Source organism: Pseudolysinimonas sp., assembly GCF_031389465.1.
GTDB lineage: Bacteria > Actinomycetota > Actinomycetes > Actinomycetales > Microbacteriaceae > Pseudolysinimonas_A.
In genome coordinates this window covers 1-5,763 of record NZ_JANMSQ010000153.1, presented here as the reverse complement: position 1 = coordinate 5,763, position 5,763 = coordinate 1, and the positions used below count along the sequence as shown (strand labels likewise).

At 66.5% G+C, this 5,763-nt stretch carries 5 protein-coding genes; all 5 read right to left on the bottom strand.

Annotation, left to right across the window (positions count from 1 at the left end; translation table 11 throughout):
* Positions 1-961: ATPase, T2SS/T4P/T4SS family (locus RMO30_RS05870; protein WP_309710695.1), on the bottom strand; the 961-nt coding region annotated here is incomplete at its 3' end.
* 136 nt (positions 962-1,097) lie between these two features.
* Positions 1,098-1,493: a hypothetical protein gene (locus RMO30_RS05865; protein WP_309710692.1), complete on the bottom strand. Its 396-nt coding sequence runs from the start codon at positions 1,491-1,493 to the stop codon at positions 1,098-1,100.
* On the bottom strand, positions 1,468-2,220 hold the full coding sequence (locus RMO30_RS05860; protein WP_309710690.1) for a hypothetical protein: 753 nt from the start codon (positions 2,218-2,220) through the stop codon (positions 1,468-1,470). Before RMO30_RS05860 ends, RMO30_RS05865 begins: the two co-directional genes overlap by 26 nt.
* Positions 2,221-2,260: 40 nt before the next feature.
* Positions 2,261-2,524, bottom strand: coding sequence for a type II toxin-antitoxin system RelE/ParE family toxin (locus RMO30_RS05855; protein WP_397427903.1), 264 nt, complete (start codon positions 2,522-2,524; stop codon positions 2,261-2,263).
* Positions 2,525-2,751: 227 nt separating this feature from the next.
* A partial coding sequence (rpoC, locus tag RMO30_RS05850; protein ID WP_309710686.1) for a DNA-directed RNA polymerase subunit beta' occupies positions 2,752-5,763 on the bottom strand: 3,012 nt, incomplete at its 5' end.

Sequence of the window (5,763 nt, the reverse complement as noted above, 5' to 3'; positions counted from 1 at the left end):
CGGAGCCGGTCGGCCCGGTGACGAGGATCATCCCGTAGGGCTTGGTGTACGACGCCTTGTAGACGGCCGCGTTGCGGTCCAGCAACCGCAGCTGCTCCATCCCGAGCCCGGTCATCGAGTTGTCGAGAATACGCATGACGACCTTCTCGCCGAACACCGTCGGCAGGGTCGCGACGCGGAGGTCGATCTGCTTGCCGCCGTGGATGACCGACATCCGGCCGTCCTGCGGTTTGCGTCGCTCGGCGATGTCGATGTCGCTCATGATCTTGAGCCGCGAGATGACGCCATTTTGAATGTTCTTGGGCGCGCGCTGCATCTCGTGCAGCACGCCGTCGATGCGGTAGCGCACATGCATGTCACGTTCGGCGGGCTCGATATGGATGTCGGACGCCTGGTCAGAGATGGCCTGGCTGATGAGCAGGTTGACGAATCGCACGATTGGCGCATCGTCTTCGCTCGGCTCGGAGGCGAACGGAACGAGGTCGCTCCCCGCAGGGCCGTTCTCTTCGACGATCGCCGTCGTCAGTTCGCTGAGCTCGCCGTCGGAGCGCACCAGGCGGCTGATCGCCGCGAGCAGATCGCTGCGCTCCGCGACGACCGGACGTACGTGCATCCGCACCGCCGCCCGCACGTCGTCGATGGCGAGCACGTCACGAGGGTCCGCCATCGCGAGCATCAGGCGGTCGCCGTCGCGCCCGATCGGCAGCACTTCGTAGCGCTTCAGCAGCTGCATCGGAACCAAGGCGACAGCCGAGCGGTCGACCGGGTACTCGGTGAGGTCGACGAACGGCAGCCCGAGCTGCGCGGCGCGGGCAGAGGCGACCTGACTTTCGGTGACCACGCCACCGTCGACGAGTTCGCGCACGTGTGCTTCGTCGGTCTGCGGATCACCGGTTGCGACATCAAGACTCGTGATCGGCATGAGGCCACGAATGATGAGGATCTCTGACAGGGAGGTCATCGTCACCCCCTGACGACACTCACGCCCACCGTTCCCCCCGAACCGGTGTGCGCCGAGGGCTGCGGATGTGTCCCTCGTTGGTTCGAGGCTAGGAGCGAGGGGCCCCGCCCGACAGTCCCGCTTTGGGGGGGCTTGCTCAGCGCGGTCGTCGCATCGCGAACCAGGTGCCCACGACCGCGATCGCGGCAAGCACGACCGCGACGATGACAAACGGGCTGGTCGCTTGCTCGGCGAACAGCCGGAACGATCCCAGCAGCGCAGCTCCGATGATCACGAGGTAGACCACCGCCGCAGCGGCGAGCGCACCGATCCACGGCGTACGCGCGCGAGCGGTGAACCCGACGGCCAACCAGACGGCGCTCCCGGCGAGGGCGAGCCCGACCAAGCCGATGAAGGGCGGCGCTGGAGTCTCCACCGGATCCCGATCGAGCACCACAGCGAGGATGCCCGCAACCGCGAAGCTGCTGGCCGCCCAGGTGACCGCGACCAAAAGGGCGACGAAGAGGCTATGCCGAAGTGGCGGTTTCTCCATCGGGCGCCTTCTTGTCGCTTTGCTCGGCCTCGAAAGCCTCGCGGTCGGCGCGGTTGCGTTCCTTCACCTTCCCACCGCGAAGCGCGATGAGCAGGCCGACCCAGATCGACACTTCGCGGGCGACGAGTGCAGCCGCGACGACGAACGGGCTCGTCGCGAAGGTCAGGAACCCGGCGTCGGGATCGCCGGCGAAGCTGTTGAGCAGCAGCAGCACACCGACCGAACCGAAGTAGACGATGACGGCGACCAACAGGCTGCCGAGCACATGTACCCACCATGCGGCGCGGTTGAGCAGCAGCACGACGAGCACGAAGCCGATCGCGAAGAACAGCACCGGCACCCAGAATGACGCGTCCCGGATGAACGCTCCGAAGCCCGCCGACCGGAACGGCTCCGCGACGATCGTGCCGAGCAGCAGAGCCGCGACACCTGCGTAAGCGACGGCGAAGACCACGGCGCCCAGCAGGGCCAGAAGGGACCCGACGATGCGGTTGCTCCGTGGCCTCGGCGGAGTCGGAGTGCTCACGTAGACGACACGTTCGCCGGCCAGCGGCGACTCGACCTTCTCGTTGGTCAGGGTCGCGGTCGCGGTCGCCGACTCGCTGGTGGGGGCCTCCTCGACGACGATCTCGTCAGGTTCGTCGACATCACTCGGCTCGACGACGATCTCATCCGGCGCCGCAGCCGCTGGGGTGGGCCGCGCGGACTCGTCTTTCGCCTGGGCCATGGAAGGCTCCTCTCGTCTGCCGCCAGCCTAGCTGCGCAGCTCAGTCGTAGATGCTGTCGCGACGTCCCAGCTCGATCGCCACGAGGACGACCTCGGAAATTCGGACGTCCATGATCACTCGGTAGTCGTCGATCCGAAAGCGCCACAACCCGGCCAGCGGTCCGCTCAGCGGCTTCAGGCGCTGCCGGGGGTCCTCGAGCTCGGCGAGCGTGAACGGACGCATCAGGATGCGGCGCTGAGTCTGACGATCGAGTCGCATCAACGCCCGATCGAAGTCTCGATCAGTGAGAAGCGTCCAGGTCACTCGGCGTCGCCGTCAGCGTTTGCGAGCTCCTCACGGGTGAAACCGAGGTCGGCGGTCAGCGAATCGATCGGCCGTGCCCGGCGACGTCGGAGTGTGGCTCAACCGCAAACGCCGAAGCCCCCGCTCACGTGGAGCGGGGGCTTCGGGTTGAGGTCTCGACACGCCGCCCGGAAGGGGCGGCTACTCGACCTGACCCGGTGAGGGCGCTCTTAGCGCCCTCACGCGGGTCAGTTGTACGTGCCCGGCGAGAAGTCGTCGGACGAGAACGAGTCGAAGTCCACGAACGACAGGTCGCCCTCGGTGAAGGTCGAGTCGTCGGCGAAGATGCGGTTCGGGTAACGCTCCGCCTTCGCCTCCTCGGTGGCCTCGACCGTCACGTTGCGGTATCGCGGAAGGCCCGTACCGGCTGGGATCAGCTGACCGATGATGACGTTCTCCTTGAGGCCGAGCAGCGGGTCGGACTTGCCTTCCATGGCGGCCTGCGTGAGCACGCGGGTCGTCTCCTGGAAGGACGCGGCCGACAGCCACGACTCGGTCGCGAGCGACGCCTTGGTGATCCCCATGACCTCTTCACGGCCCGACGCGGTCTTCTTGCCGTCGAGCAGCGCAGCACGGTTGATCTCGTTGTACTTCGAACGGTCGACGAGCTCACCCGGGAGCAGGTCGGTGTCGGCGTGATCGACGACGGTGACCTTGCGCAGCATCTGCCGCACAATGACCTCGATGTGCTTGTCGTGAATCGGCACACCCTGCGAGCGATACACGCCCTGCACACCATCGACGAGGTGCTTCTGCACGGCACGGCTGCCCTGCACGCGCAGCACCTCCTTCGGGTCGAGGTTGCCGACCACGAACTGCTGGCCGAGCTCGACGTGCTGACCGTCTTCGACGAGCAGCGTCGAACGCTTGAGCACCGGGTAGGCCTTCACCTCGTCGCCGTTGTCGGGCGTGAGGATGATGCGGCGCTGCTTCTCGGTGTCTTCGATCTCGATGCGACCCGCCGACTCCGCGATGGGCGAAGCGCCCTTCGGGGTGCGCGCCTCGAACAGCTCTGTGACACGCGGCAGACCTTGCGTGATGTCATCCGCACCGGCCGAGCCGCCCTGGTGGAAGGTACGCATCGTGAGCTGGGTTCCGGGCTCACCGATCGACTGCGCGGCGATGATTCCGACCGCCTCACCGATGTCGACGAGCTTGCCGGTCGCGAGCGAGCGGCCGTAGCACGCCGCGCACACGCCGACGGCGCTCTCGCAGGTCAACACCGAACGCACCTTGATGGTCTCCACGCCGGCGTCGATCAGCTTCTCGATCAGCACGTCGCCGACATCCGAGCCGCCTTCGGCGACAACCTTGCCCTTGGCATCCAGCGCGTCGTCGGCGAGCGAGCGCGCGTAGACCGCGTTCTCGACATTCGCGTCACGCGTCAGCTCACCGTCGACCATTGCGGCGATCGTGAGCTCGAGGCCCTTCGTCGTGCCGCAGTCGTCTTCGCGGATGATGACGTCCTGGGCGACGTCGACGAGTCGACGCGTCAGGTAGCCGGAGTCCGCGGTCCGCAGAGCGGTGTCGGCGAGACCCTTGCGGGCACCGTGGGTCGCGATGAAGTATTCGGCCACCGACAGACCCTCGCGGTACGAGGAGATGATCGGACGCGGGATCGTCTCACCCTTCGGGTTCGCGACCAAGCCGCGGATACCCGAGATGTTACGAACCTGCAGCCAGTTACCACGAGCACCCGACGACACCATCCGGAAGATGTTGTTGCCTTCGGTGTACGCCGCCTGCATGGACGCGGCGACCTCGTTGGTGGCCTCGGTCCAGATTTCGATGAGCTCGCGACGGCGCGACCCGTCGTCGATCAGACCCTTGTCGTACTCGCCCTGCACCTTCGAGGCACGCTTCTCGTGCTTCGCGATGATCTCGGGCTTGTCCTTCGGCGTGATGATGTCGGAGAGCGCGACGGTGACGCCGGAACGGGTCGCCCAGTGGAAGCCGGCGTCCTTGATCCGGTCGAGCGCCGCCGCGACCTCGACCTTGGGGTAGCGCTCCGCGAGGTCGTTGACGATCGCCGAGATCTTGCTCTTGTCGGCGACGGCTTCGACGTACGGGTAGTCCACCGGCAGCGTCTCGTTGAACAGTGCGCGACCGAGACTGGTCGTGAGCAGCACCTGCGAACCCTGCACGTGACCCTCGGGCACTTCGCCTTCGGCGTAGTACACGCCCTCGACGCGGATGCGTACGACGGCGTTGAGGTCGAGCGAGTGCTGGTCCATCGCGAGGATCGCCTCGGCGACGCTCGAGAACGCGCGACCCTCGCCGGTCGCCCCCTCCTTGACCGTGGTCAGGTGGTGCAGGCCGATGATCATGTCCTGCGACGGCAGGGTGACCGGGCGACCATCCGACGGCTTCAGGATGTTGTTGCTGGCGAGCATCAGGATGCGGGCCTCGGCCTGAGCCTCGACCGACAGCGGAAGGTGCACAGCCATCTGGTCACCGTCGAAGTCGGCGTTGAACGCGGCGCAGACGAGCGGGTGCAGCTGGATGGCCTTGCCCTCGACGAGTTGCGGTTCGAACGCCTGGATGCCGAGACGGTGCAGCGTGGGCGCGCGGTTCAGCAGAACGGGGCGCTCGCGGATGATCTCCTCGAGCACGTCCCAGACCTGCGGGCGCGACCGCTCGACCATGCGCTTCGCCGACTTGATGTTCTGTGCGTGCGACAGGTCGATGAGGCGCTTGATCACGAACGGCTTGAACAGCTCGAGCGCCATCTGCTTGGGCAGACCGCACTGGTGCAGCTTCAGCTGCGGGCCGACGATGATGACCGAACGGCCGGAGTAGTCGACGCGCTTGCCGAGCAGGTTCTGGCGGAACCGGCCCTGCTTGCCCTTGAGCATGTCGGAGAGCGACTTGAGCGCGCGGTTGCCAGTTCCCGTAACGGGGCGGCCGCGGCGGCCGTTGTCGAACAGTGCGTCGACGGCCTCCTGAAGCATCCGCTTCTCGTTGTTGACGATGATCTCCGGCGCACCCAGGTCGAGGAGTCGACGCAGGCGGTTGTTGCGGTTGATCACGCGACGGTAGAGGTCGTTCAGGTCACTGGTTGCGAAGCGGCCACCATCGAGTTGCACCATCGGGCGCAGCTCCGGCGGGATGACCGGAACGACATCGAGAACCATCGCGGCCGGCGAGTTGCCGGTCTGCAGGAACGAGTTGACGACCCGCAGACGCTTGATCGCGCGGAT